Origin of the sequence: Rhodococcus sp. 14C212, from assembly GCF_011058195.1 — a bacterium.
In the GTDB taxonomy this organism is placed as follows: Bacteria; Actinomycetota; Actinomycetes; order Mycobacteriales; family Mycobacteriaceae; genus Rhodococcus; species Rhodococcus aetherivorans.
The window spans coordinates 1-22,691 of sequence record NZ_JAALEH010000038.1 but is presented as its reverse complement, the minus strand read 5'-3'; the positions used below and the strand labels follow the sequence as shown (position 1 = coordinate 22,691).

The 22,691-nt window shown below is 70.5% G+C and carries 21 protein-coding genes; 18 read left to right on the top strand and 3 right to left on the bottom strand.

Features of this window, described 5'->3' with window-relative positions; translation table 11 throughout:
• The first annotated feature begins 27 nt into the window (after window positions 1-27).
• The 13 genes from G6038_RS17385 (at window position 28) to G6038_RS17325 (ending at window position 15,349) form a co-directional block, all read left to right on the top strand.
• Window positions 28-1,509 carry an APC family permease gene (locus G6038_RS17385; protein ID WP_165039062.1) on the top strand — a complete coding sequence of 494 codons (1,482 nt, stop codon included), beginning with the start codon at window positions 28-30 and terminating at the stop codon, window positions 1,507-1,509.
• Window positions 1,506-3,452, top strand: a complete 1,947-nt coding sequence (locus G6038_RS17380) for a primary-amine oxidase (protein ID WP_165039061.1) — start codon at window positions 1,506-1,508, stop codon at window positions 3,450-3,452. Before G6038_RS17385 ends, G6038_RS17380 begins: the two co-directional genes overlap by 4 nt.
• 5 nt (window positions 3,453-3,457) lie before the next feature.
• Window positions 3,458-3,946, top strand: a complete 489-nt coding sequence (locus tag G6038_RS17375; RefSeq protein ID WP_165039060.1) for a hypothetical protein — start codon at window positions 3,458-3,460, stop codon at window positions 3,944-3,946.
• Window positions 3,943-4,815, top strand: a complete 873-nt coding sequence (locus G6038_RS17370; protein WP_165039059.1) for a polysaccharide deacetylase family protein — start codon at window positions 3,943-3,945, stop codon at window positions 4,813-4,815. The genes G6038_RS17375 and G6038_RS17370 overlap by 4 nt, the downstream gene beginning before the upstream one ends.
• Before the next feature lie 119 nt (window positions 4,816-4,934).
• Entirely contained in the window at window positions 4,935-5,621 is a 687-nt protein-coding gene (locus tag G6038_RS17365) for a cutinase family protein (RefSeq protein WP_165039058.1), read from the top strand.
• On the top strand, window positions 5,618-6,835 hold the full coding sequence (locus G6038_RS17360) for a site-2 protease family protein (protein WP_165039057.1): 1,218 nt from the start codon (window positions 5,618-5,620) through the stop codon (window positions 6,833-6,835). Before G6038_RS17365 ends, G6038_RS17360 begins: the two co-directional genes overlap by 4 nt.
• A gap of 124 nt (window positions 6,836-6,959) precedes the next feature.
• On the top strand, window positions 6,960-7,097 hold the full coding sequence (locus G6038_RS17355) for a hypothetical protein (protein ID WP_165039056.1): 138 nt from the start codon (window positions 6,960-6,962) through the stop codon (window positions 7,095-7,097).
• A gap of 214 nt (window positions 7,098-7,311) precedes the next feature.
• Window positions 7,312-7,998 carry a hypothetical protein gene (locus tag G6038_RS17350; protein ID WP_165039055.1) on the top strand — a complete coding sequence of 229 codons (687 nt, stop codon included), beginning with the start codon at window positions 7,312-7,314 and terminating at the stop codon, window positions 7,996-7,998.
• A 44-nt stretch (window positions 7,999-8,042) separates the two neighbouring features.
• Window positions 8,043-9,977 carry a histidine kinase gene (locus tag G6038_RS17345; RefSeq protein ID WP_165039054.1) on the top strand — a complete coding sequence of 645 codons (1,935 nt, stop codon included), beginning with the start codon at window positions 8,043-8,045 and terminating at the stop codon, window positions 9,975-9,977.
• Window positions 9,962-10,624 (top strand): response regulator transcription factor, encoded by a 663-nt coding sequence (locus G6038_RS17340; RefSeq protein WP_165039053.1) that lies wholly within the window; start codon window positions 9,962-9,964, stop codon window positions 10,622-10,624. The genes G6038_RS17345 and G6038_RS17340 overlap by 16 nt, the downstream gene beginning before the upstream one ends.
• Window positions 10,625-10,772: 148 nt before the next feature.
• Entirely contained in the window at window positions 10,773-11,987 is a 1,215-nt protein-coding gene (locus G6038_RS17335) for an acetyl-CoA C-acetyltransferase (RefSeq protein WP_100056842.1), read from the top strand.
• Window positions 11,988-12,015: 28 nt separating this feature from the next.
• Window positions 12,016-14,166, top strand: coding sequence for a 3-hydroxyacyl-CoA dehydrogenase NAD-binding domain-containing protein (locus G6038_RS17330; RefSeq protein WP_165039052.1), 2,151 nt, complete (start codon window positions 12,016-12,018; stop codon window positions 14,164-14,166).
• Between the two features lie 145 nt (window positions 14,167-14,311).
• Complete coding sequence (locus G6038_RS17325) at window positions 14,312-15,349, top strand: type IV toxin-antitoxin system AbiEi family antitoxin domain-containing protein (protein ID WP_165039051.1); 1,038 nt, start codon at window positions 14,312-14,314, stop codon at window positions 15,347-15,349.
• Between the two features lie 32 nt (window positions 15,350-15,381).
• On the opposite strand, the gene G6038_RS17320 is transcribed toward G6038_RS17325, so the two are convergent.
• Together G6038_RS17320 and G6038_RS17315 are read right to left on the bottom strand one after the other, a co-directional pair.
• A complete protein-coding gene (locus tag G6038_RS17320; RefSeq protein WP_165039050.1) occupies window positions 15,382-16,683 on the bottom strand; it encodes a class I SAM-dependent methyltransferase in 1,302 nt (433 codons plus the stop codon).
• Window positions 16,680-18,113, bottom strand: coding sequence for an FAD-binding oxidoreductase (locus G6038_RS17315; protein WP_165039049.1), 1,434 nt, complete (start codon window positions 18,111-18,113; stop codon window positions 16,680-16,682). Before G6038_RS17315 ends, G6038_RS17320 begins: the two co-directional genes overlap by 4 nt.
• A gap of 137 nt (window positions 18,114-18,250) precedes the next feature.
• On the opposite strand from G6038_RS17315, the gene G6038_RS17310 reads away from it, so the two are divergent.
• Complete coding sequence (locus G6038_RS17310) at window positions 18,251-18,685, top strand: SRPBCC family protein (RefSeq protein WP_029547133.1); 435 nt, start codon at window positions 18,251-18,253, stop codon at window positions 18,683-18,685.
• Here the strand turns inward: G6038_RS17310 and G6038_RS17305 are convergent.
• Window positions 18,682-19,440 carry an Rv3717 family N-acetylmuramoyl-L-alanine amidase gene (locus G6038_RS17305; RefSeq protein ID WP_165039048.1) on the bottom strand — a complete coding sequence of 253 codons (759 nt, stop codon included), beginning with the start codon at window positions 19,438-19,440 and terminating at the stop codon, window positions 18,682-18,684. The two genes, G6038_RS17310 and G6038_RS17305, sit on opposite strands and share 4 nt — an antisense overlap.
• Before the next feature lie 89 nt (window positions 19,441-19,529).
• Between G6038_RS17305 and G6038_RS17300 the strand changes: the two genes are divergently transcribed.
• From G6038_RS17300 to G6038_RS17285, 4 genes are all read left to right on the top strand, one after another.
• Window positions 19,530-19,853 carry a YbaB/EbfC family nucleoid-associated protein gene (locus G6038_RS17300; RefSeq protein WP_191902761.1) on the top strand — a complete coding sequence of 108 codons (324 nt, stop codon included), beginning with the start codon at window positions 19,530-19,532 and terminating at the stop codon, window positions 19,851-19,853.
• 9 nt (window positions 19,854-19,862) lie between these two features.
• Entirely contained in the window at window positions 19,863-20,471 is a 609-nt protein-coding gene (gene recR, locus G6038_RS17295) for a recombination mediator RecR (protein WP_003935373.1), read from the top strand.
• A complete protein-coding gene (locus G6038_RS17290) occupies window positions 20,468-21,025 on the top strand; it encodes a TetR/AcrR family transcriptional regulator (protein WP_006947463.1) in 558 nt (185 codons plus the stop codon). Before recR ends, G6038_RS17290 begins: the two co-directional genes overlap by 4 nt.
• Before the next feature lie 100 nt (window positions 21,026-21,125).
• Window positions 21,126-22,622, top strand: a complete 1,497-nt coding sequence (locus tag G6038_RS17285) for an MFS transporter (protein WP_165039046.1) — start codon at window positions 21,126-21,128, stop codon at window positions 22,620-22,622.
• Window positions 22,623-22,691 lie beyond the last annotated feature (69 nt).

Sequence of the window (22,691 nt, the reverse complement as noted above, 5' to 3'; positions counted from 1 at the left end):
CTCCCTCTCCCGAAAGTCGAAGCACCGATGACCCTCAACGCTCGCGCACACGAACCCCCCGCCCACCGGTTGTCCGGCAGCCTCGGCCCCGGCGCCGTCGTCTTCATGGTGGTCGCGGCCGCGGCCCCGCTGACCGTGATCGCCGGCACGGTCCCCCTCGGTATCTCCGCCGGAAACGGGGCCGCGTACCCCGCCTCGTACGTCGTCTGCACGGTGGTTCTGCTCTTCTTCGCCGTCGGCTTCACGGCGATGGCGAAGCACGTGCCCGGGGCGGGGGCGTTCTACACCTTCGTCACCCACGGACTCGGCCGGCACGTCGGACTGGGGTCCGCGTTCCTGGCGTTGTTGTCCTACACCGCGGTCCAGGGTGCCGTCTACGGATACATCGGCGCGGCCCTCGGCGACTTCGTGACCTCGCACGGCGGTCCCGAGTTGCCCTGGTATCTCTGGGCCCTGATCGTTCTGGCGGCGGTCGCGATTCTCGGCTACCGCCACATCGACCTGTCCGGAAAGGTCCTCGGGGTCCTGCTGCTCTGCGAGGTCGGCATCGTGCTGGTGATCGATGCGGCGGTGATCGCTCGTGGCGGAGCGGAGGGGCTGTCCACCGCCGCGCTACGTCCGTCCGAGTTCTTCTCGGGCGCACCGGGTATCGCCCTGATCTTCGCTGTCGCCGGCTACATCGGCTTCGAGGCGACCGCGGTCTTCCGCGACGAGGTGCGCGATCCGGCCCGGACCATCCCGCGGGCCACCTATCTCGCCCTGGTGGTCATCGGCGGCTTCTATGCGCTGTCGAGCTGGGCGCTGGTCAGCGCGTGGGGTGACGAGGGTGCCGTCGTCCTGGCCACCGAGAACCCCGAGGGCATGATCATCGAGACCGCCACCCGTTACGTGGGAGCGGCGGCGGGAGACGTCGTGCAGGTGCTCCTCGTCACCAGTCTCTTCGCGGCGCTGTTGTCCTTCCACAACGTGCTCTCGCGCTACATCTTCTCGCTCGGCAACAGCGCGGCACTGCCGGCGCGATGCGGCCGCTCGCACGTACGCCATGCGTCGCCCTACGTGGCCTCGATCGTGCAGACGGTCTCGGCCCTGGTTCTCGTCGTGGCCTCGGCCGTCGGCGGGCTCGATCCCGTCACCGAGGTCTTCGCCTGGTTCGCCGGTGTCGCGTCCGTCGGCGTGCTCGCGCTGATGGCGCTGACGTCGATCGCCGTCCTCGTCTTCTTCCGGCGATCCCGGGTCGACGCCAGGCCGTGGCCCACGCTGATCGCGCCGGTGCTGGGCCTCGCGGGGCTGAGCGCTCTGCTCGCGATGACGATCGCGAACCTGCCGCTGCTCGTGGGCGGATCCGGCACCCTCGCCGCCGTCATCGGCGTTCTTCTCGCCGGGACGTTCGCGGGCGGAGCGGCCGTGGCTGTTCTCCGCCCCGACGCTGCACGACATCACCACCATTCCGGCGGCATCGCGACCGCCGCCACGACCGAAACCGAGAGCGACAAGGAGATCGCACGATGAGCACTGCCACCACGAAATTCACCGAAGCGGCATCGACGCCCGCACCGGACCACCCGCTCACCCCTCTGACCGCCGAGGAGATCACCGCCGTCAAGGAAACGGTATCGGCGGAGGGGCTGGTGACCGAGCACGTCCGGTTCGTCTACGTCGGGCTCGAGGAACCGCACAAGTCGGCGGTCCTGGCGTTCAGGCCGGGGGAGCACATCGAGCGCCGTGCCCGTGTCCTTCTCCTCGACCGCGCGACCGGGGTGGGCTCCGATCACGTCGTGTCCGTCGCCGAACGCAGGATCCTCAGCACCGTCGCCGTCGACTCCGCCAGCGAGGGGCATGTCCCGATCCTCGACGAGGAGTTCGAGGACATCGAAGCGTTTCTCGTTTCCAGCTTCGACTGGATTGCGGCGATGGCTGCGCGCGGCATCGATCCGGAGAAGGTGCGCGCGGTTCCGTTGTCGGCCGGGGTGTTCGGGCACGAGGACGAGGTGGGGCACCGGATCGTCCGCGTGCTCGCGTTCCACCAGGAGGACGGGGCCGACCTGCCCTGGGCACATCCGATCGACGGGGTCGTCGCCTACGTCGACCTCACCGAGCAGCGGGTGGTGAAGGTCGTCGACGAAATGCAGCTGCCCGTGCCGGCCGAACGCGGCGAATGGGACGCCGCTCCGCACGCGAAACCGGCCCGCACCGACCTCAAGCCGATCGAGATCACCCAGCCCGAGGGGCCGAGCTTCTCGGTCGACGGTAACCGGATCACCTGGGCGGACTGGACGTTCCGGTTCGGGTTCGACGTACGCGAGGGCCTGACCCTGCACCAGCTGTCGTTCTCCGACGACGGCGTGCAGCGGCCGGTGATCTACCGCGCATCCATTGCCGAGATGGTCGTGCCCTACGCCGACCCGTCGCCGGTGCGGTACTGGCAGAACTACTTCGACCAGGGCGAATACCTGTTCGGCCGCTACACCAACTCGCTGGAACTCGGGTGCGACTGCCTCGGCGAGATCCGGTACTTCGACGTCACCATCGCCGACGAGAAGGGCGACCCGCGGGTGATGAAGAACGCGATCTGCCTCCACGAGGAGGATTACGGCGTCCTCTGGAAGCACACGGACATGTTCAACGGCATGACCGAGACCCGCCGGTCGCGCCGGCTCGTGATCTCCTTCTTCCTCACCATCGGCAACTACGACTACGGCTTCTACTGGTACCTCTACCTGGACGGCACCATCGAACTCGAAGCCAAGGCCACCGGCATCGTCTTCACCTCCGCCTACCGCGGCGAGGACGGATTCGCCACCGAGATGGCTCCCGGGCTCGGTGCGCCGTTCCACCAGCACCTCTTCTCCGCCCGCCTGGACATGGCGGTCGACGGCAACGTCAACACGGTCGAGGAGGTCGACGCCGTGCCCGAACCGATGGGGCCGGACAACCCGTGGGGTAACGCGTTCCGCTGCCGCAAGACCACCCTCACCACGGAGGCCGACGGGCAGAGGCTGGCCGACAACACCAAGGCCCGGGTCTGGCACATCACCAACCCGACCAAGCAGAACCGGCTCGGGCGGAACGTCGGGTACGCACTGCACCCGGAGGGCCAGCCCGTGCTGCTGGCCGACCCGTCGAGTTCCATCGCCGCCCGCGCCGCGTTCGCCACCAAGCACCTGTGGGTCACGCAGTACGACCCGGCGCAGCGGTATCCGGCCGGCGACTTCGTCAACCAGCATCCGGGACAGGCGGGTCTGCCGACGTTCGTCGCCGGCGACCGGAACATCGAGGGCGAGGACCTGGTGCTGTGGCACACCTTCGGGCTCACCCACTTCCCGCGCCCGGAGGACTGGCCCGTGATGCCCGTCGACTACGCCGGGTTCACGCTGAAGCCGGTCGGTTTCTTCGACCGGAACCCGGCCCTCGACGTCCCGGCCGGCACGTCGAAGCACTGCTGCACGGACTGACGGACATGTCCACCACGGTTCCGGAAGCCGCCCGCCGCACCACCACCACGTGGTGCGGCCGGGCGGCCGCCGCCCTCGCCGTGTCGGCGGCCGTCCTGCATGCCGGCTCGCTCGGGGAGCACGCACCGTCGCCCGGTTCGGCGGCCCTGACCCTCGTCATGGTCGCCGGGTGCCTCTACTGCGCCCGTCACCTGTGGATGCGCGGAGACCAGCGGGACTGGATCCTGGTCACCGTCATGAACGTCGCGATGATCATGGTGCACCTGACCACCATGAGCCCGGGCCGGGCCGCGGGCGGCCACCACGGGCACGCTGTGGCTCCGGTCGCCGGTGCAGCGGCGGGTGCCTCGATCCCCCCTCTCATGGCGGCCGCGCTGGCGGTCGCGGCCGCGGAGGTCCTCCTTGCCGTGAGCGTGGTGTTCCACCGCACCCGGGGGATCGACCCGGCAAACGCAGCGGCGCAGCCGGGTTGGAGCGGCACACTGTCCACATGAACATCCGGTTCCGGCGCGGATCGCTCGTCGTCGCGGCGTCGATCCTGGTCGTGACGGCCTGTGGTTCCGGCCCGCCCGACGAGCCGCCCGAAACCACCGCGACGAGCAGTCCGACGTCGGAGCCGGCCACCACGCTGCCCCGACCCTCGTCCCCGGTGCCGGCGCCGGCGCCCTCCGCGACCCTCCCCGCCCCGTCGTCCGGTCCGGTGCCGGTGCCTCCGGCGGGTGTACCTGCTGCCCTGCGCGGCATCGATCTCGAACGGATCCCCACCGAGGAGAAGGTGGTGGCGTTGACCTTCGACGGTGGAGCCTCCGATACGGCCGTCTCCCGTATCCTCGCCACGCTCGCCCGCTACGACGTGCCGGCGACGTTCTTCGTCACCGGTGATTTCGCGCGGACGTATCCGGACCGGGTCCGTGCCCTCGCCGCCGCCGGGCACTCGGTGGGAAACCACAGCAACACCCACCCCTCCTATCCGGATCTGATCGACGAGCAGATCAGGGCCGACCTCGCAGCGGCCGAGAGCGCGATCACGGCACTGACGGGTCGCCCGGCCGTACCGTTGTTCCGGTTTCCCTTCGGTGCCCGCACCGACGCCGACATCCGCGTCGTCAACGGTGCCGGCTACGTGCCCGTGCGCTGGACCGTGGATTCGCTCGGCTGGAAGGGCACGAGCGGTGGTCTCGACGCCGCGGCGGTGACCGAGCGGGTCCTCGCCGCGGCCGCGCCCGGGCAGATCGTTCTGCTGCACGTGGGCGCGAACCCCGACGACGGCACGACCCTGGACGCCGATGCGCTGCCGGCGATCATCGACGGTCTGCGGACGCGGGGTTACGGTTTCGTGGATCTGGCCGATGTCGTCCGCTGAGCCCACCGAGGTGCACCGCCCCCGCGTGTTCGATTTGCGGACTTTACGATCACTGTGCTTACTTATGAACGCGGTCGGGAATCGTTGGGTTGGATCCCATGGGCTGAAGGACGGTTTCGATGATCCTTTCCGCTGTCCGGGTGGCGATCGTCGGCGCGCTGACCCTCGGTTCGATGTTCGGTGCCGTGTCGATCGCCCATGCCGACCCGTCCCCGGCCTCGTACTGTGCGCCGACCGTGGTGCTCGCCGTCGACGGCACGAAGGGTCCCGAAACGCCGGACTCGATCGATCCCGAGAGCCCGCTCAACTCCTACACCGATCAGTACCGCAACAGTCCCGACTTCGCGGTGCGGCACGTGCGGTATCCGGCGGGCATGGTCGCCGGGGTGTTCGGCTGGGACACGTTCATGGACCAGTCGGTGCAGATCGGTGTGCAGAATCTCTGGGCGGAGATCGGCCGGACCGAGGCCGCATGCGGGCCGCGCACGCGCTACGAGCTGTACGGCTACTCGCAGGGAGCGATCGTCGTGCGCAGGGTTGCGATGGAGATCGATGCGGCGGCGCCCGTGCACGACGACGGCACCGACCTGCAGGACCGGGTACGGGTGCACCTGATCGCCGATCCGGCGCAGGGCCGGCCCGCCCAGTACGCCGGGCCGCTCGTCCCCGGCATCACCCTTCCCCAGCCGGCGGGCGAGTTGCGGCACATCCCGGTCACCACCGAGTGCCTCGAGGGCGACATGGTCTGCGACCCGGAGGGGAACGTCAGCGGGTACATCCGCGAGCACGCGACGTATCACCCGTGACGTTCGCGCTGGGCGTCGTGCTCTTCGCACTGGGGGTCGCGGTGTCCGTCGCCCTGCACGGGGCGGGTCACCTGTGGGCGGCCCGACGTCTCGGGATGAAGGTGCGCCGCTTCTCCCTCGGACGTGGCCCGATGCTCTTCTCCGTCCGGCGCGGTGAGACCGACTACGGGCTGGGACTGATCCCGGTGGGCGGATTCTGCGAGATCGCCGGCACGACCGCGCTCGACGAACTGACCCCCGACGAGTACGACCGCGCTCTGTACCGGCAGAAGACCTGGAAGCGGCTGGTCGTGATGTCCGGCGGCATCGGCATGAACTTCCTGCTCGCCGGGGTCCTCGTCCTCGTGCTCGCCGTCGGGTGGGGGCTGCCGGATCTGCATCCGAAGGTGGTCGTCGAGTCCGTCGGATGCGTCCCGTCGTCGCAGCGGCCCGGCCCGGGGTACGGCCTCGCCGCGTGCGACGGCCCGGGACCGGCCGCGGCCGCGGGGATACGTCCCGGCGACGTGATCCTCGCCGTCGACGGCGAGGGCGTCACCCGGTTCGGCGACCTGGTCGGAAAGATCTGGGACAGCGCAGGAGTCGTCGCACTGACGATCGAACGGCACGGCCGCCGGCTGGTGCTGCCCGTCGCGACCGAGCAGGTGCAGCGATGGGTGGTCGACCCTCGGACGGGGGCCGAGCGTTCGACGGCGGTCGGTGCGATCGGGGTGTCCGCGCGACCGCCCGCCGGTCCCGTGCGGTACGACGTCGTCACCGCGGTGCCCGCCGCCCTCGCGTTCACCGGCGACCTCGCCGTGCTCACGGCGCGCACGGTGGTGGACCTGCCGACGAAGGTGGCGTCGCTGTGGCGGTCGGTGACCGGCGGCGAACGCGACGCGGACACCCCGATCAGCGTGGTGGGGGCCGGATCGCTCGGGGGCCGGGCCGTCGAGCGGGGCGCCTGGGAGTCGTTCGTGCTGCTGCTGGTGAGCCTGAACCTCTTCGTCGGCCTGTTCAATCTGCTGCCGCTGCTGCCTCTCGACGGCGGGCACATGGCCGTGGCGATCTACGAGGATCTTCGGAACCGGGTGCGCGCCCGGCTGGGCCGACCCGGCGGAGCGCCGGTCGACTTCGTGAAGCTGCTGCCGGTGACGTACGCGTTCGTCGTCGTCGGTGGGGCCTTCATGCTGCTCACCCTCGCGGCGGACATCGTCGCCCCCGTTCGTCCGGCCTGATCCTTCCTGCCCCGGCGCCGGAGGATTCCGGTGGAACCGGGCAAACCTCGTGGAACTTGCCGCAATTCGGCCGAATCCCGCTCGCCCCATTGCGCATGCGGGGGCGAGCCGCTTCCATGGAGTGATGCCGCGGTGGTGCTGGGACGAGGAGGAACCGCTGTTCGGTGACGTCGAATCGCCGGTCGGTGGTGTGGCCATCGCCGGCTGCTCGGCGCTGATCGCGCTCGTCGCGCTGGCCGTGATCGGTCCGGCGCTGGTCTGATCCGCGGCGCAGTCGCTCTCGCGCGGAATGGTGCATGTCGCGCGCGTCCTCACGCGCGCGACAAGCACCGGCGCGCGCGAGGGCCGGTCCGGCATCCCGCCGGCAGAATTCCCACCGGGACGGGACGGGTGTCCCTGGCGATCGGGACGCCGGGCGCAGCAGCCTCTCCGTCAGGCGCAGAGCGCGCCGGTACGACGGGAGGGACACCGAACCGATGAGCACAGTGAGCGTGACGGAGGACGGACGCACGGCCGCACGGCGCGCGTCGTCGAGTGCCTGGGCATGGTCGGGGGCCGTCGCCGGTCTCGCCGGGGTCGTCGCCATCCAGGCGAGCCTGGGCATGGGCGCCGCCTACGACGAATCCACGGCCGGCAACGCGCCCGCGATCGCCGAGGCGTTCGCGGGCGAACGGACCCCACTGCTGGTGATGCACCTGTCGCTCATGGTGTCGACGGTGCTGCTGCTCATCTTCGCCGCCGGGCTGCAGCGCCGCCTGCGGATCGCCCTGCCCGAGGACAGCCTGCTGCCGTCGGTCGCGGCGTTCGGTCTGCTGCTCACGGCGACCGCCGGACTGCTCGGCGCCGGCCTGGACACCGAGCTGCTGTTCGGGCTGAGCGAACCGGGACAGATGGTCGCCGAGTTCGCCGTCGTCGGCTCGCACTGGGTCGGCACGATCCCGTGGCTGTGGGTCGGCGCGGGGGTCAGCGGCCTGGCGGTGGCGGCCGCGTCGCTGCGGCACGGCGCGACGCCGCGGTGGCTGGGCTGGGCGAGCGTGGTGCTCGGTGGCCTCACCGCGCTGCTCGGGATCTCCCCGCTGCAATACATGGCCGGCTTCGTCGGTCCCGTGTGGGTGCTCGTCGCCGGCGTCGGATTCGCCGTCTCCGACAGGGCGCGCCGATAGGCTGCCGCGCGACGGAACCGGCCGCGGGGCATACTCACCGCACCATGGCTGTTGCGGACGCATCCGAGACGGCGGCGGGCACCGGTGGCGCACCGGTGCCCGCCGCCGTCGTCGCCGTGCTGTCGTGCGGTCTCGCCGTCACCGCCCTCGCCGTCTTCGCGGCCGCCCGTCCGGACCTCGACTCGGATCAGCTGTTCTTCCTCGTCGACGTCGTGGGTGCCGCGGTGTACGGCACCGTCGCCGGGGTGGTGCTCGCACGCCGGGTGCATCCGGTGCCGATCCTGCTGTCGCTCGCATCGATCGGCGTCGGGCTCTCGGCCCTGAGCTACGCCTGGACGAAGCTCGCGGAGGTGCGGCCCGGACTGCCGTTCGCCGGGGTCCTCGCCCCGCTGCAGAGCACCGCGTGGATCCCCGGCACCCTGGCGTTGTTCCTGGTGGTGCCCTGGCTGGTCCGCGAACCGCCGCTCGACCGGCGCGCCCGCCTCGGCGTACTCGCCGGTGCCCTGGTCACCGCGTGGTTCTTCTGGGCCCGTACCTTCACCGGCACCGCCGTCGGCTGGCTCGTGCTGCCCGTCGTCACGGTCGGTCTGCTCGCCGCCGCGGACATCACCTACCGGTGGCGGTGCGGCCCGGTCTCCGATCGCATCGGCTTGGGCTGGCTCGCGCTCGGCACCGCGCTGATGGCGGTGTCCTACATCCCGCTGGCCGTGCCCGGTCTGCCGTGGATGCTCACGCCGCTGCTGCACCTGGCCACGCAGGCGTTCTACCCGGTCGCGATCCTCGTGGTGGTGCTGCGGCAACGGCTGTGGGGGCTCGACCTCGCGGTCAGCCGCGCAGCCGTCGCCGGCAGCCTCGTCGCGGTACTCGCCACCGGCTACCTCGCCGTGACCGCCACCGTCGCCCTGATCCTGCCGACGGACGGATCCGTCGTCGCCCAGGCCATCGCCGCGGTCGCGGTGGCCCTGGCCGTCCAACCGGTGCGGGCCTGGCTGACCCGGCGCGTGCACACCCTCGTCTACGGCGAGGGTGACGACCCGGCGAGCGCGGTGCGCCGGCTGGGCCGCCACTTCGCCGGGGCGCAGACGCCGCGCCGGCTGCTCGAGGACCTCGCCGCCGGAGTCGGCGTGGCGCTGCGCCTCGAGTCGGTGACGGTGCGCCGCGACGACGAGACGCTCGCCCGATGGGGCACCCCCACCGGGCCCGCCGAGCAGGTCGTCCTGCGCGACGGCCGGCTCGAGGTGACTGCCCCGCCCGGGGAGACGCTGGGGCCCCGCAGCTTCCGCGCGCTCGGCGAACTCGCCTCTGTGGTGGAGGCCGGCCTTGTGGTGCTGCGGTCCTCGGAGGAACTCGACGCGGCGCGCGTTCGGCTCACCGAGGCCCGGCTCGCCGAGCGCCGCACCATCCGCCGGGAACTGCACGACGGGCTCGGTCCGTCCCTCGCCGGCATCCGGCTCGGGCTGCAGGGCGCCCGCAACCTCGTCGACAGTGATTCTGCCGGCGCCGCTCCGCTGATCGACTCGCTGCTGCGCGAGCTCGACCACCAGGTCGAGGGCGTGCGCGAGCTCTCCCGGGGGCTGCTGCCGCCCGTCCTGGACGAGCTCGGTCTCGCCGCCGCGCTGGAGGAGATGTCGGCGGTCCACTCGCGCAGTGGATTCCGCGTCGACGTGGACGCCGACGTGCCACCGGGCCGGGGCGGTGCGGTCGTCGCGGCGGCGTACGGCATCGCCGCCGAGGCGGTCACCAACGCGCGGCGGCACAGCGGCGCCGACGGGTGCCGGGTGCTCGTGCGGGTGACGGCGGACCGGCTCACCCTCGAGGTGCGCGACGCGGGCCGCGGGATGGACCGGAACGCCCGGCGGGGAGTGGGGACGCACAGCATGCGCGAACGCGCCGAGGACGTCGGCGGCACCGTCGAGATCGCCGCGGCGCAGCCGCACGGCACCGTCGTTACGGCACACCTCCCGTGGGGGCCGTCGTGAGCGCCCCCGCGGCGATCGCCGTCGCCGTCGTCGACGACCACCCCGTGTTCCGGCTCGGGCTCGTCGCGCTGCTGGGCACCCTCGACGGCATCGAGGTGGTGGCCCAGGCCAGTTCGGTCGCCGAGGCGCTCGAGGTGATCACCGCGGACGTCGACGTCGTTCTCATGGACCTCGAACTCGGGGACGGCTCGGGCATCGAGGCGACCCGGCAGCTGCTCGCGCGCTTCCCCGGGCTGCGGGTGCTGGTGGTGACGATGCACGAAGACGAGGAGTCGCTCGTCGCCTCGGTGCGCGCCGGGGCGCGCGGCTACCTCGTCAAGGGTGCGGACCCGTCGGGTGTCGAGCGGGCGATCCGGGCCGTCGCGGACGGCGAGGTCATCGTCGGTGCCGCCGTCGCCGCCAAGGCCATCGGGGCGATGGCCGCCTCCCGCACCCTGGCGCCCGCGGTGTTCCCGGAACTCACCGATCGCGAACGCGAGGTGCTGGACCTGATGGCGCGCGGGCACGACAACGCGACCATCGCCCGCCGGCTGGTGCTGAGTCCGAAAACGGTGCGCAACCACGTGTCGAACGTGCTCGGCAAGCTCGGCGCCGCCGACCGGTCGACGGCGATCGTGCGGGCCCGCGAGGCCGGCCTCGGGGCGTGAACGTCCGCTCGGTTCGGTCACGGACTCCGCTCGGTTCGGTCCTTCAATCGGGGGCGCCTCCGCTCCTAGGGTGAACGAGGTCGGGCGTGACGGCTGTCACGAGCCGCCGCCCCTCGCATCCGCAAAGCACGGGAAGGAACCCTGCACTGTGACCTCCGAGGCATTCATCTACGAAGCCATCCGAACTCCGCGCGGCCGCGGCAAGAAGACCGGGTCGCTGCATTCGGTCAAGCCGATCTCCCTGGTCACCGGCCTGATCGACGAACTGCGCGTGCGGTTCCCGGACCTGGACGAGAACCGCATCTCGGACCTGATCCTCGGCGTCGTCGGACCGGTGGGCGACCAGGGTGCCGACATCGCCCGCACCGCCGTCACCGCGGCGGGCATGCCCGACACCGTGGGCGGCGTGCAGATCAACCGCTTCTGCGCCTCCGGCCTCGAGGCCGTGAACATGGCCGCGCAGAAGGTCCGCTCCGGCTGGGACGAACTCGTCGTCGCCGGTGGCGTCGAGTCGATGTCGCGGGTGCCGATGGGCTCGGACGGCGGCCCGTGGGCCCTCGACCCGGCCACCAACTACGACACCTACTTCGTGCCGCAGGGTGTGAGCGCCGACCTGATCGCCACCATGGAAGGCTTCAGCCGCGAGGACGTCGACGCGTATGCGCTGCGTTCGCAGCAGCTGGCCGCGGCGGCGTGGTCCGGCGGCTACTTCGCCAAGTCCGTGGTGCCGGTCAAGGACCAGAACGGCCTGACCGTTCTCGACCACGACGAACACATGCGTCCCGACACCACCCTCGCGGGCCTGGCCGGGTTGCAGCCGTCGTTCGCGATGGTCGGCGAGATGGGCGGTTTCGACGCCGTCGCGCTGCAGAAGTTCCACTTCGTCGAGAAGATCGACCACGTCCACCACGGCGGCAACAGCTCCGGCATCGTCGACGGCGCCGCGCTGGTGCTGGTCGGCTCCGAGCAGGCCGGCAAGGACATGGGCCTGACCCCGCGGGCCCGCATCGTCGCCACCGCTACCTCGGGTGCGGACTCGACGATCATGCTTACCGGCCCCACCCCGGCCGCGCACAAGGCCCTCGCCGCCGCCGGCCTGACCGTGGACGACATCGACCTGTTCGAGATCAACGAGGCGTTCGCGTCGGTCGTGCTCAAGTTCCAGAAGGACCTGAAGATCCCGGACGAGAAGCTCAACGTCAACGGCGGCGCCATCGCGATGGGGCATCCGCTCGGCGCCACCGGCGCCATGATCACGGGAACAATGGTCGACGAGCTCGAGCGCCGCGGTGCCCGCCGCGCCCTCGTCACCCTCTGCATCGGTGGCGGCATGGGCGTGGCCACGATCATCGAGCGTGTCTGAAACTTCGGAAGGGACTGGGGAATTCACAGTGACTGAGAACAACATGATCGGCTGGGAGCGCGACGCCGACGGCATCGTGGTGCTGACCCTCGACGACCCGAACCAGGGCGCCAACACCATGAACGAGCTCTACAAGGCGTCGATGAAGGCCACCGTCGACCGCCTGGTCGCCGAGAAGGACGACATCACCGGTGTCGTGATCACCTCCGCGAAGAAGACCTTCTTCGCCGGCGGTGACCTGAAGAACATGATCAAGGTCGGCCCCGAGGACGCGCAGCGGATCTTCGACGAGGTCGAGGGCATCAAGGCGGACCTGCGCCGGCTCGAAACTCTCGGCAAGCCCGTCGTCGCCGCGATCAACGGCGCGGCCCTCGGCGGCGGTCTCGAGATCGCCCTGGCCACCCACCACCGCATCGCGGCCGACGTCAAGGGCGTGCAGATCGGCCTGCCCGAGGCCAGCCTGGGCCTGCTGCCCGGTGGCGGTGGCGTCACCCGCACCGTGCGCATGCTCGGCATCCAGACCGCGCTGATGCAGCTGCTGCTGCAGGGCAACAAGTACAACCCGGTCAAGGCCGAGGAACTCGGCCTGATCGACGAGGTCGTCGGCTCGATCGACGAACTCGTCCCCGCCGCGAAGGCGTGGATCAAGGCCAATCCCGAAGGCGGCGTGCAGCCCTGGGACAAGAAGGGCTTCAAGATCCCCGGCGGCACCCCCGCGTCGCCGTCGTTCGCGGCGAACCTGCCGGCGTTCCCCGCGAACCTGCGCAAGCAGCTCAAGGGCGCCCCGATGCCCGCCCCGCGGGCCATCATGGCCGCCGCCGTCGAGGGCGCGCAGGTCGACTTCGACAACGCGTCGAAGATCGAGGGCCGCTACTTCACCGAGCTGGTCACCGGCCAGGTCGCGAAGAACATGATCCAGGCGTTCTTCTTCGACATGCAGGCCATCAACTCCGGGGCGTCGCGCCCCAAGCAGGCCGACGGCACGCCGTTCCCGAAGACCACGTTCCAGAAGGTAGCCGTGCTCGGCGCCGGCATGATGGGCGCGGGCATCGCCTACGTGTGCGCCAAGGCCGGCATGGAGGTGATCCTCAAGGACGTCGCGATCGAGTCGGCGCAGAAGGGCAAGGCCTACTCGGAGGGCCTCGAGGCCAAGTCTCTCGCCCGTGGCAAGACCACCGAGGAGAAGTCCGCGGCGCTGCTCGCCCGCATCACGCCGACCGCCGACGCCGCCGACCTGGCCGGCGCGGACCTGGTCATCGAGGCCGTGTTCGAGAACACCGGGCTCAAGCACAAGGTGTTCCAGGAGATCGAGGATGTCGTCGCGCCGGACGCGGTGCTCGGGTCGAACACCTCGACCCTGCCGATCACCGGCCTCGCCGAGGGAGTGAAGCGGCAGGAGGACTTCATCGGCCTGCACTTCTTCTCGCCGGTCGACAAGATGCCGCTGCTCGAGATCATCGCCGGCGAGAAGACCTCCGACGCGACGCTGGCCAAGGCGTTCGATCTCGCCCAGCAGATCCGCAAGACCCCGATCGTCGTCAACGACTCGCGGGGCTTCTTCACCTCCCGCGTCATCGGCACGTTCGTCAACGAGGCGATCCGCATGGTCGGCGAGGGCATCGAGCCGGCCACGATCGAGCAGGCCGGTTCGCAGGCCGGCTACCCGGCTCCGCCGCTGCAGTTGTCGGACGAGCTGAACCTGACGCTGATGCAGAAGATCCGCAAGGAGACCGAGGCTGCCGCCGAGGCGTCGGGTCTGAAGGTGCCGCACGACGATTCGACCACCGTCGTCGACTTCCTCGTCGACGAGGGGCGCCCGGGCCGCGCCGGTGGCGGCGGTTTCTACGAGTACGCCGACGGCAAGCGCACCCGCATCTGGCCGGGCCTGCGCGAGAAGTTCAGCAGCGCACCCACCGACATCCCGATCCAGGATCTGATCGAGCGGATGCTGTTCATCGAGGCCATCGAGACCCAGAAGTGCTTCGACGAGGGCGTGCTGCGCACCACCGCCGACGCCAACATCGGCTCGATCCTCGGCATCGGCTTCCCGGCCTGGACCGGTGGCGTCGCCCAGTACATCGCCGGCTACCCGGGCGGTAAGGAGGGCTTCGTCAAGCGCGCCGAGGAACTCGCCGCCAAGTACGGCGAGCGCTTCACCCCGCCGGCGTCCCTGCGCTGACGCGCCGTGGTGTCCTTTCGGACCTGACGCGGTCCGAAAGGACACCACGAAGGTTTGTCCCCACCCTCACGATTTATCCACAGCCTGCGCCGAATACATCTTTCGTCGCAGGCTGTGGTCGTTCCGGTGTCCGAAGATTGCGGGCATGGTCACGCCGCATCTGCCCGCCGAGTTCCAGACGCTTCTCGATCGTCAGTTCGGCCTGGTCACGCAGGCGCAGCTCACCCCGCACGGGTACCCACGTTCACGGATCCGTCGCCATCTCGAGGCGGGGAGGTGGCAGTGGGTACTCCGGGGCGTGTACGCCGTCACGAACGGGCCGTTGAGCCGCGACATGATTCTCATGGCGGCCGTGTTGTTCGGGGGCGGCGCGACGATCCTCAGCCATCACACCGCCGCCGAGGAGTGGGGCATGATTCCGCTCGATCCGATCCGGCCCGTGCACATCACGGTTCCGCGGGGCCTGTCCACGAAAGGGCAAGCGCCCACCAGGGTCCGATCCGGCACGGTACCCGTGCCGAACCACGGCGCCCCGTTGCACCCAGGCGTGATCGTGCATCGGTCCAAGGCGCATGCGTACATCGGCGTCGACACCAACCCGCCGCGTACCTCGCGGGCCGATACGGCTCTGGATCTCGCAACCGCGGCGCCCACCGCAGCCGACGGCTACGCCTCGTTGATCGCCACCGTCACGAACGGTGGCATTCGTCTGTCGGAGCTCCGAAAGCGGATGCAACAACGGCGGCCCTACCGCTACGTCAAAGCGTTGGACTCGGCGGTGACACTGCTCGCCGACGGTGTCCAGTCGGTGCTCGAGGCCGCCTTCGCCGACGACGTGGAGGTCGCGCACGCCCTGCCGAGCGCGCACCGGCAGGGTCCGGTATCGGTCGACGGTCGAACGCTGTACGAGGACTGCGTGTACGACGTCGCAGGCCGGCAGTTGATCGTCCGACTGGACGGCCGGCGGGTGCACGCGATGCGGGAGGTCGCGTTCCGGGATCGTCGTCGTGACAACGCGGCGGAACTCGCCGGGAGGGCCCGGCTCGTATACGGATTCGAGGAGGTCGACCGCACGCCGTGCGAGGTTGCGGCGGAGATCGCGACCGTGCTGGAGCGGATGGGGTGGGTGCGGACGGAAGCACCGAGATGCCCGAGGTGCGTGGTGTCCTTTCGGACCGCCTGAGATCCGAAAGGACACCACGGCGGCGGAGCCGCCTAGGCGACCCACCAGGGGCGCAGCGGGACGTTCGGCACCTGGTCCGGGCCCAGCTTGACGGCCAGGACGTGGTGCAGCTGAACGACGTTGCGTTCGAAGCCGAGACGGGATCCGGCCATGTACAGGCCCCAGACGCGGGCGGTGCCCTCGCCGACCTCGGCGACGCAGGCGTCCCAGTCGGCGACGAGGTTCTCGCACCAGCCCTTCAGGGTCAGCGCGTAGTGCTGGCGCAGATTCTCCTCGTGCAGCACCTCGAAGCCCACGTCCTGGACCTCGGTGATGATGCGTCCCGAGCCGGTGAGCTCCCCGTCGGGGAAGACGTACCGGTCGATGAAGCCCCCGGCCCTCACGGGACCGCGGTTGACCGGACGGGTGATGCAGTGGTTGAGCAGCAGCCCACCCTCGCGCAGCTTGTCGTGCAGCCGCCGGAAGTACGCCGGGTAGTTCTGCACGCCGATGTGCTCGGTCAGCCCGATCGACGAGATCGCGTCGAAGCCGGTCTCGGGCACGTCGCGGTAGTCGGAGAAGCGGACCTCGGCGAGGTCGGTGAGGCCCTCCTCGGCGATGGCCTTCTGCGCCCACTCGGCCTGCTCACGCGACAGGGTGACGCCGAGCGTCTTGACGCCGCGCCGCGCCGCGTACCGGACCATCCCGCCCCAGCCGCAGCCGATGTCGAGAAGCCGGTCCCCGGGCTGCAGCCGCAGCTTCTCGAAGACGAGGCGGTACTTGTTCTCCTGCGCGTCCTCGAGGCTCTGCGTCTCCGAGTCGAACAGGGCGCACGTGTACGTCATGGAGGGCCCGAGGACGCGCTCGTAGAACGCGTTGGAGACGTCGTAGTGGTGGTGGATCACCTCGGCGTCGCGGCTGCGCGAGTGCCGCAGGCCCTCGGCGAACCGGCGCCAGCGCGGCAGGTGCTCCTGCGGGGGCGGCGCGATGGGCTTGAGCGTCTCCAGACCCAGCGAGCGCGCGATCTGAGCGAGCGTCAGCGCCGGTGGACGCTGGAAGTGCAGGTCCCCCAGAGCCTTCAGCAGTTCGTACGGGTTGCCGGGGTGCACGCCCTCGGCCTCGAGGTCGCCGGAGACGTAGGCGCGTGCCATGCCGAGGTCGCCGGGGGCCGTCGCCAGGTAGGTCGTGCCGCGCGTCGAGGTCAACCGCAGGCCGTACGGGGCGTCCGTGGGGCCGGCGCTGGAGCCGTCGTACGCGGTGAACCGCACCGGCAGCTCGCCGCCGGTCACGGTCTCGAGGATCTGGGCGAGGGTGAGCCGGCCGTCGTGCGGGCGTGGTTCTCGCAACGTGGTCATCTGTTGTGCACCGCCTTCGCGAAGAGGTCCAGCAAACGGGATTCGGAGTCGTACCGCTTCTTCAGGGCGGGATAGTCCCCGCCACCGTAGTAGAGCTGCTCGAACTCCGCACGCGAATAGTACGAGTCGGAGTACAGCGATTTGTGTCCGTCGAGTTCGGCGACCTTGTGTTCGATGCGACGGTTCGCGGCGCCTGCGATCTCGCCGGGGACGGTCGGGACCGACGACCAGAAGCCGATGTTGACGTAGGTGCGCTTCGGTTCGAGCGGGTACAGGGGCCACGGGCGCTGGACATCGCCCGCTGCGGGGCCGTTCTCGCGTAACCGCAAGGGGCACAACCATACCGGATCGATCGGTATCTCGTCGAGGAACCAGCGCAGGAACTCCGCGGTCCGCTCGATCGGCACCTCGATGTCCTGCACGACGCGTTCGCGCGGCAGGTTGCCCTTGCGCCGCTCGATGCGGTCGGCGATGCCGTAGCGGTGGTCGAGGGCGATCAGCTTCCAGTAGAAGCTGCTGCGGAGCAGGTGCTTCGGCCACAGCCGCCGGATCCGGGGGTTCTGGGCGCCGAAGGCGCGCGAGCACCAGAACCAGTCGGTGTCCCACCGCCACAGGTAGTCCCGGATGGTGAGACGGTCGGTCCGGGGATGGTTGACGGACGCGTGCTGGATGGAGCGGTAGTAGATGTGCTCGCCGGTGTAGTCGCTGACCGGTCCGGGCGCGTCGGTCTGCGTGCCGACGGTCAGGTAGGACTCGGTCGCCGAGAACATCACCCCGTCGAGATAGTCGACCGGCACCCCGGCGTGCACCCGTTCGGTGGCGATGCGGTCGAGGGCGGACTGCATCTCGTCGAGCGAGTCGAACCGCAGGTGCCGCAGCGCCACGTACGGTTTCACCGGCTCGAGCTCGATGCGCAGGCGCGTCGCGTAGCCGAGGGTGCCGTAGGAGTTGGGGAAGCCGTGGAACAGGTCCGCGTGCTCGCCGTCGGGAGTGGCGGTGACGATCTCGCCGGCGCCGGTGAGAATGTCCATCTCGAGGACCGACTCGTGCGGCAGGCCGTTGCGGAAGGAGGTCGACTCGATGCCGAGCCCGGTGACCGCCCCGCCGAGGGTGATCGTCTTCAGCTGCGGCACCACGAGGGGCGCGAGGCCGTGGGGCAGTGTCGCGTCGACCAGGTCCTCGTAGGTGCACATGCCGGCGACGTCGGCGGTGCGCGCGGCGGGGTCGACGGAGACGACCCCGCCGAGGCCGGACACGTCGAGGCCCGGCGCGTTCACCCGGGCCCGGGCCCGGAACAGGTTGGAGGTCTTCTTCGCCAGGCGCACGGGAGCGTCGGACGGGATGGCGCGGTAGGAGCGCAACAGGCGCTCGACACCGGCCCGGTGGGCGGATTCTCCGCTCGGGGCTACGACTGACTTCGGCTTCTGCATACGACTCCCTGGGGCGACGCGCCGGTGGCGATCTTCACAATAGCCCCGCGGGCCCGGCCGGGCGCGACGATGCAGCAGGCAGGATGGGACTAGGTGACGGCCGCGACGTGAGCGGCCCACGAGATGCAGGAGGAACAGTGGGACAGGTAAGCGCCAGCAGTTCGATTCAGCTCGCCGCAGCGCCGGAGCGGGTGCTCGAGGCTCTCGCGGACTACGAGTCGGTGCGTCCGCGCATCCTCACCGAGCAGTACCGCGACTACCGGGTGCTCTCGGGTGGCCGCGGCGACGGCACGGTCGTGCACTGGATCCTGCAGGCGACGAAGAAGCGGGCCCGCGACGTCGAGGCGCGGGTGGCGGTGTCGGGTAGCACGATCACCGAGCGGGACGCGAACTCGTCCCTGGTGACCACGTGGAGCGTGGTGCCCAACGGCACCGGTTCGACCGTGGTGACGTTGACGGAGTGGAAGGGCGCGGGTGGCATCGGTGGCTTCTTCGAGAAGACCTTCGCGCCGCTCGGGCTGCGCAAGATCCAGGAGCAGGTGCTGGCGAACCTGAAGCGCGAACTGGACTAGAGAGCCTCGGCCGGTTCGCCGGCGAACGCGACGATCCCGGCGACGACGGCGGTGGCGTAGCGCTGCCGCCCTTCGGGACCGGTCATCGTCGCGGCGTCCGCCGCGTTGCGCATGTTCCCGAACTCGACCAGCACGGACGGCCGGCGGGCCAGGTTGAGCCCGGTCAGGTCGTCGCGGCCGAGCAGGCCGTCGGTGCCGAGGTAGGTGGACGGGGTCAGGCCCGCGTCGACGAGGGCGTCACGCACGGCGGTGGCGAGGGCGACGGACGGGCCGGCCTGCACCTCGTTGAGCGGGGGCGCCGAGTAGTTGACGTGGAAGCCGCGGCCGTCGGCCGGCCCGCCGTCGGCGTGCAGGCTGACCACGACGTCCGCGCCGGAGGCGTTGGCCTCCTCGGCGCGGCGGTCCACGCACGCGGCGACGGACGTGTCGTCGGGCCGGCTGAGCAGCACGTGCGCGCCGAGCCGCTCGAGTTCGGCGCGCACGAGCGTGGCCACGTCCCAGTTGAAGGTGTGCTCAGCGTAGCCGGAGTCGGTGCTGGTGCCGGTGGTCTGGCAGTTCTTGGTGCCGCCGCGACCGGTGGGTACCTGGGTGGCGATGCTCGCGTCGTTAGCGCCGTTGTGGCCGGGATCGAGGAAGACGGTGCGTCCGGCCAGCGGCAGGTCCTGGTTCGCGGTCGCGGGCAGTCCCGGTAGGGACAGGGCTAGCACGCAGGCGGCGGCGACGGTGATCCGGCGGGACAGTCCACGCACGCGCATGCCGTCACGGTACCGGGGACGGACTACCCTGAGTTGCGAAATCCCGGTTGCGAAATCCCGCGAAAGGACATGCCTTGGAACCCGGTGGAATGCCCGACATGCAGCAGCTCCTGGCGCAGGCCCAGCAGATGCAGCAGCAGCTGATGGCCGCCCAGGCGGAGATGGCGCAGGCGGAGGTGACCGGCCAGGCCGGTGGTGGCCTGGTGACGGCGACGGTGAAGGGGACCGGCGAGGTTGTCGGCCTGCGCATCGACCCGAAGGTCGTGGACCCCGAGGACGTGGAGACGCTGCAGGACCTGGTGATCGGCGCGATCGCCGACGCGTCGGCGAAGGCGCAGGAGATCGCCTCCGAGAAGCTCGGCCCGCTGGCCGGCGGGCTGGGCGGCGGCATCCCCGGCCTGCCCGGCTTCTAGAGGAGTCACGTGTACGAGGGACCGGTCCAGGACCTGATCGACGAGCTCGGCAAGCTGCCGGGCATCGGTCCGAAGAGCGCCCAGCGCATCGCGTTCCACCTGTTGTCGCTCGAGCCGCCGGAGATCGACCGGCTGCAGGCGGCCCTGCAGCAGGTGCGCGACGGCGTCCGGTTCTGCGAGGTGTGCGGCACGGTGTCGGATCAGGAGCGGTGCCGGATCTGTTCCGATCCGCGCCGGGACCGCACCCAGATCTGTGTGGTCGAGGAGCCGAAGGACGTGCAGGCCATCGAGCGCACCCGCGAGTTCCGGGGCCGCTACCACGTGCTCGGTGGCGCGCTCGATCCGCTCAGCGGCATCGGGCCGGACCAGCTGCGGATCCGCGAGCTGCTCACCCGCATCGGTAACCAGGAGGACGGCGTCGACGTCACCGAGGTGATCATCGCGACGGACCCCAACACGGAGGGCGAGGCCACCGCGACGTACCTCGTGCGGATGCTGCGGGACTTCCCCGGCCTGACGGTGACGCGGCTGGCGTCCGGTCTGCCCATGGGTGGCGACCTCGAGTTCGCCGACGAGCTGACCCTCGGTCGGGCGCTCTCGGGCCGACGCACACTGTGACGGCGCCGAGGCGCACCGGGGAGCAGACGCGCCGCCGGATCCTCGACGCGGCGGGCATGGCGTTCGCGACGCGCCCGTACCGCGAGATCACCCTCAAGGACATCGCCGAGGATGCCGGGGTCAGCGCGCCGCTGATCATCAAGTACTTCGGCTCCAAGGAACAGCTGTTCGACGCCCTGGTCGACTTCCAGGAGGCGGCGCGGGTGCTGTTCGACGGCCCGCTCGGGGAGCTGGGGGAGCGGATGGTCTCGATGCTGGCCCGGCCGCTCGAGCCGTACAAACCGCTCTCGATGAACATCCTGTTCATGAGCGGGGCGAGCGAGGAGAGCAACCGCACGCTCCGGGAGAACTACTCGAAGCAGATGATCGACGCGCTCGCCGCGCGGTTGCCCGGTCCGGACGCGCGGCTGCGCGCGGAGCTGGCGATGTCGATGGTGATGGGGCTGGCGATCATGCGGCGCCGGATGCTGGGGGAGCGGGCCACCGGTTCGGTTCCGGACGTGGTGGCGCGGTACGCGCCGCTGGTGCAGGAGCTGCTCGACGGGGCGGAGTGACGGACGGTCCGGGGTGAGACGCGGGTCACCTCTGTTGCGGGGTAAACGGCTATTCACTTAGCCTGGTAAACAATTATTCACCCCACGCGGAGGAGGACCGATGGCGTACGTGTCCAGCCATCCCCTCCGGCTGCGCGGGTCCCGGCCGCAGCGGCCCCTCGCCGTGTCGTCCGCCGGCGGGTCGGGAACGGCCGTCGCGCCCCGGCCGTCGCGTTTCGTCTTCCCGATCCTCGCGGTCGGGGCGATCTTCCAGGCGATCATGCAGACGGTCATGGTGCCGCTGCTGCCGAGCATGCCGGCGCTGACGGGTGCCGGCACCACGGCCGTGTCGTGGCTGGTGACAACCACGCTGCTCGTCGGGGCCGTGATGACCCCGATCTTCGGGCGGCTCGCCGACATGGTCGGCAAGAAGCGCATGCTGCTCGTCGCTCTGGTTCTGATGACCGTCGGGTCGCTGCTGTGCGCGATCAGTTCGAACATCTCGGTGCTCATCACCGCCCGCGGCCTGCAGGGCGCGGGCGCCGCGATCATCCCGATCGGCATGTCGATCCTGCGCGAGGAACTGCCCAGGGAACGGATCGGACGGGCGATCGCCCTGCTCAGCTCCACTCTCGGGCTGGGCACCGCCCTGGGCATCCCGTTCGCCGCCGCCATCGTCCAGTTCGCGGACTGGCACGTGCTGTTCTGGGTCACCACCGCGATCGGAGCGGCGGTGATGACCGCGGCCGCGGTGTTCGTCCGGGAGTCCCGCACCCGCACCGGAGGCCGGTTCGACGGCGTCGGCGCGGTCGGCCTGACGGCCGCGCTGGTGAGCCTGCTCGTCCCGATCACCCAGGGCAGCACCTGGGGCTGGACCAGCCCGGCCGTGCTGTCGATGTTCGCCGCCGCCGTGGTCCTGTTCGGACTGTGGGGCTTCCAGCAGTTGCGCAACCGCAACCCGCTCGTGGATCTGCGGGTCTCGGCGCGGCGCACCGTTTTGATGCCGCACCTGGCCGCCCTGTTGGTCGGGTTCGCGTTCTACGGCAACACTCTCATCACCACGCAGCTGCTGCAGGCCGACCCGGACCGCGGCGCCGGTTACGGGCTGCCGATCCTGCTCGCGGCCGTGTGCCAGCTGCCGGCGAGCTTCGCGATGATGTCGTTCTCCCTCGTCGCGGCGCGGTTGTCCGACCGGTGGGGAACGAAGGTCCCCATGCTGGCCGGCGCACTGTTCCTGCTGTGCGGATACTCGCTGCATGCGGTGCCGGACAAGCCGCTGTGGTCGGTGGTGGTGGCGCTCGGCGTCGCCGCCATCGGCACCACACTCGTGTACTGCACGCTGCCGGTGCTGATCATGGGTGCGGTCCCGCTGGAGCAGACCGCGGCGGCGAACGGTGTCAACGTGCTGCTGCGAACCACGGGCAGCACCGTGTGCAGCGCGGTGGTCGCGACCGTTCTCGCTGCACATCTGTCGAACGGGGGCATCACCACGGCGGGATTCTCGATCGCCTACCTGGTGTGCGCCGCCTGCGCGGTGGTGGTCTTCGTCGCCGCGCTCGCCCTGCCGGCGGCGAACCGGCGTCCTGTCGAGCACGTCGCCGAGGTGCCCGCCGGGTGACGCGCGCCGGCCCCCCGCCCCTCCCGGGCGGGCGGGCCGGCGCCCTCCCCTCCCCCCGGATCAGTACCC